Source organism: Kitasatospora sp. NPDC001539, assembly GCF_040298565.1.
GTDB lineage: Bacteria > Actinomycetota > Actinomycetes > Streptomycetales > Streptomycetaceae > Kitasatospora.
In genome coordinates, this window is sequence record NZ_JBEPAK010000407.1 from 1 (window position 1) to 3,715 (window position 3,715).

Below are 3,715 nucleotides of genomic sequence, written 5' to 3' on the forward strand. Positions count from 1 at the left end.
GGGCACTCCCCCGGCGGACCGGACTCCTGTGTGCGCGTGGTGCTCCGGGCGCCGCCCGGATGGCGCGGGCCGGTCGGGCCCGCGCCCGGTCAACCGATCAGCCGGTCAGCCGGTCAGCAGGGGCCGTTGTCGGCCCAGACGCCCCACTGGCCGCTCAGCGTCGGGTCCTCGCCCTTGGTCCACCACTTGTTGGTGTAGTAGTGGCCCTTCCAGGAGACCTTGGTGCCACCGGCCGCGTAGGTGGTGTTCGGGTCCCAGCTCGGGGCGGCCGGGCAGGTGACCGGCGGGGTCGGGGTGCCCGTCGGGGTGCCGGTGGGGGTGCCGGTCGGGGTGCCCGTCGGCGTACCGGTGGGGGTGCCGGTCGGGGTCTGGGTCGGCGTCGGCGTGCCGGTCGGCGGAGCAGGGCAGCCGGCGGCGGAGCCGTTGGTGGCGGTCACCATCTTGTCGAACAGGGCGGTGTTGGTGCCCAGGTCGTACAGCGAGAAGGCGAAGGAGCCGCCGAGGCCGTTGCAGTGGGCGTAGTCCAGCTTGGCCTGGATGGACCGGGCGTCCTCACCGCTCCAGAAGGTGTTGCCGTCGTAGAAGTAGGTGGCCTTGGCGGTGTCGTCCCAGAAGGTCTTGGACGGGTTGTCGACGAAGCCGCCGAGCTCCTTGTACATCTGGATGCCGGGGACGTTGCCGGACATCGCGGCACCGGCCGCCGGGCCGGTGGCGGGCTGGAAGAGGCCGTTCTTGCCGTTGTTCTGGACGCCCGTCCAACCGCGGTAGTAGAACGGCACCCCCATGTTGATCTTGTTGGCGGGGAAGCCGCCGGGGATGCCGTACTGGGCGTCGCCGACCGTCCACGCCTTGATGGCGTTGTCGATCGAGTACTTGCCGTTGCCCGGCTTGGCCGGGGTCGACGGGTCGTCCGGGCCCGAGTAGAGCGGCGCCTGGTGGTTCGTCGGCCCCTGCGGGTCCCAACCGCCGTGCATGTCGTAGGTCATGACGTCGAGGAAGGTGAGGTACTGGCCGATCTTGTCGGTCTCGACGTTCATGATCTTGTCCTGGCCGGCGCCGACCGCCGCCGACAGGGCGTAGGTCTTGCCGTCGGCCTTGCCCTGGGCGTCCAGCTGGGTGCGGAACTCCTTCAGCAGCGCCGTGAAGTTCTGCTTGTCCGCCGGGCTGGAGATGTTGCCGGTGTGGCCGCCGCCGCCCGGGTACTCCCAGTCGATGTCGACGCCGTCGAAGATGCCGGCCGCCGAGCCCGGGCCGCCGTAGCCCGCGTCGGTCGGGAGGTTGCCCTTGATGAACATGTCGAGGCAGGAGGACACCAGGTGCTTGCGCGAGGCGTCGGTGGCGGCGGCCGACGAGAAGTACTTGGAGTAGGTCCAACCGCCCAGCGAGATCAGGACCTTGAGGTTGGGGTTCTTCGCCTTCAGCTTCTTCAGCTGGTTGAAGTTGCCCGCGATCGGCTGGTTCCAGACGTCGCCGACGCCGTCGACCGAGATGTCCGCGCCGTAGCTCTTCTGGTAGTCGGCGAACGCGTCGCCGGCGCCGTCACCCGCGTTGGGGTTGTTGTCGTTCGTGTCGGCGGCCTTGGTGGCCTCGAAACACCCGAGGTCGGTCGGGTGGATGTTGGCGAAGTCGTAGATCAGGTAGTCCAGCTTCCCGGCCACGCCGGTGCTCTGGATCGTCTTGGGGTAGTACGCGTTCGCGTACACCGACCACTGGTCGAAGTAGGCCACCTTGATGCCGCCGCTGGTGGCGGGGGCGCCGGTGGAGTTGGTGGTCGCGGCGTTGGCCGCGCCGCCGCCGGACAGCGCGAGGCCCGCGCCGAGCAGCAGGGAGGCGGCGGTGCCGGCCGCGACGGCGGCCAGGCTCTTCGGTCGGCGCCGGCGGGCGCCCTCCGGAGCCGGGGTCCCGGCCCTTTCGATGCGTGAGCGCAGCATGGGTGCGTGACTCCTGGTTGTGGGGGATGCCGTCGTCCCGGTGGGGTGACGCGTCCGGAGTGGGGCCGGACGACCGGGACATGACAGGTCTGGGTGGGGAATCGAGCGGATCAGGCCGTGACGGACACCGGGATGTGCCGAACCGGCGCCCCCGGCGCGAGGCCGGTGACGCCGGTTCAGGGGCTCCCTGCACCTGGGCATTAAAAATGGACTAGACCAACTCCGGCGTCAAGGGGTGCTGCCGGCCCTTGAGCCGTGCTTAAGGTTCGTCCCCGCTCCAGGCGGGCGGCTCAGTACCGGACGGCGTTCGCCACCTCGGCCTTGACCGTGCCCGAGAGGTCCAGGTGACTGCTCGCGCCGGCCTGGGTGCTCTGACCGGCCGCCAGGTCCGGGACGGTCACCGCCGTCGCGTCCAGCACCTTGCCGTTCCCGTCGGTGAAGTTCACCTGGATCACGTACCGGTAGGACTGCTGGCCGTGGTTGGTGACGGTCAGCTGGACCAGCGTCTTGCCGTCCGTCCCGGTGGTCACCGCCCCGACGGTCACGTCCCCCTTGGCGTCGAGCCCGCCCTTGACCCCGGCCACCGCGGACGAGGCCGCCGAGACCGCCTCCGAGGCCCGGGCCTGCGCCGAGGCGAGCGCCGAACTCGCCCCGCCCGCCGCCGAGGCCAGCGCCGACCCCGCCCCACCCGCCGCCGAGGCCAGCTTCGAGGCGGCCGAGGCCGCGGCGCTCGCCGCGTTCTGCACCTCGGTCGCCGCCGAGGAGGCCGTACCGCTCGCGCTCTTGCCGGACGAACACCCCGCCAGCACCGCGACGCCGATGACGGCCGCCGCCAGCGCTCCGGCCGCCACGGCATGGTGACGACCCGACGGCGGTGCCGGGGGACGGGCGGTGACGCGGGATCCGGGTGTGGCTCGGGTCAGCGGCTGGCGTTCCATGCGGGTCCTCGTTTCTGCGCGGCGCCGGGCTGCCCGGCACACCTCCCCGACCGCCCTCCGAGGACGACCGGACCGCCGCCAGCAGAGCTGCTGCCTCCGGATGACGGGGGAACGCCCCCAGCTACGACAGTCCCGAACCCTCCTGCTCGTCCGCCTCCACCGCCGCCCGCTCCTCCCGCAGCCGCACCACGTGCCGGCGCCGTGCCACCACCCCGTACGCGCCGGCCGCGCTCGCCAGGAACGCCAGCGTGCCCAGCCACGGACGGTCGAAGGCGTGCCCGGTCAGGTGGTCCAGCGAGTACCGCCCGGGCCCGGCCAGGCCGATCGCCAGCCCGGTCGCACCGAGGAGGGCCGGGTACTCGTAGCCGCCGGACATCGCGAAGAAGCCCGCCGGGGCGTGCACCGACACCGCGCCGGCCATCGTCCCGGCCACCACCGCGCCCGCCGCCGGGGTGGCCAGCCCGGCCACCAGCAGGGCACCGCCGCCCGCCTCGCCGAGGCCCGCCGCGATGGCGCTCTCCCGGGCCGGATGGAAGCCCATGTGGTCCATGGCCTGGGTGGTGCCCTCCAGGCCGCCGCCGCCGAACCAGCCGAACAGCTTCTGGGTGCCGTGCGCGATCAGCACCCCGCCGACGGCGCTGCGCAGGGCCAGCAGGCCCAGGTCCTTACGGTTCAGGCACATGTCGCATCCTCGTTTCCGCCAGGGGGTGGTGCTACCTCCATGGCACCCGAGAGCGCTCACCCGTTCGAGCCGGGACCGCCATCCGGGCGACATCCCCGACGGCGGGGACCGGCCCACCGCCCGGCACACGAGCGGCCCGCCACGCCCGGGCCCGGGGCGTGGCG

4 protein-coding genes are annotated in these 3,715 nt (G+C 72.5%); 1 reads left to right on the forward strand and 3 read right to left on the reverse strand.

Annotated elements, in window-relative coordinates; translation table 11 throughout:
* Positions 1-113 precede the first annotated feature (113 nt).
* Positions 114-1,931 (reverse strand): glycosyl hydrolase family 18 protein, encoded by a 1,818-nt coding sequence (locus ABT247_RS32490; RefSeq protein ID WP_350750007.1) that lies wholly within the window; start codon positions 1,929-1,931, stop codon positions 114-116.
* Between the two features lie 290 nt (positions 1,932-2,221).
* Positions 2,222-2,461: an FxLYD domain-containing protein gene (locus ABT247_RS32495; protein WP_350750010.1), complete on the reverse strand. Its 240-nt coding sequence runs from the start codon at positions 2,459-2,461 to the stop codon at positions 2,222-2,224.
* A gap of 40 nt (positions 2,462-2,501) precedes the next feature.
* Between ABT247_RS32495 and ABT247_RS32500 the strand changes: the two genes are divergently transcribed.
* On the forward strand, positions 2,502-2,792 hold the full coding sequence (locus ABT247_RS32500; RefSeq protein WP_350750013.1) for a hypothetical protein: 291 nt from the start codon (positions 2,502-2,504) through the stop codon (positions 2,790-2,792).
* A gap of 198 nt (positions 2,793-2,990) precedes the next feature.
* Here ABT247_RS32500 and ABT247_RS32505 read toward each other — a convergent pair whose 3' ends face one another.
* Positions 2,991-3,551, reverse strand: a complete 561-nt coding sequence (locus tag ABT247_RS32505) for a DoxX family protein (RefSeq protein ID WP_350750016.1) — start codon at positions 3,549-3,551, stop codon at positions 2,991-2,993.
* Positions 3,552-3,715 lie beyond the last annotated feature (164 nt).

What these genes read in the sequence shown, in the direction of transcription:
- ABT247_RS32505 (WP_350750016.1), bottom strand. Translation starts at nt 3,551, where the DNA reads ATGTGCCTGAACCGTAAGGACCTGGGCCTGCTGGCCCTGCGCAGCGCC.
- ABT247_RS32490 (WP_350750007.1), bottom strand. Translation starts at nt 1,931, where the DNA reads ATGCTGCGCTCACGCATCGAAAGGGCCGGGACCCCGGCTCCGGAGGGC.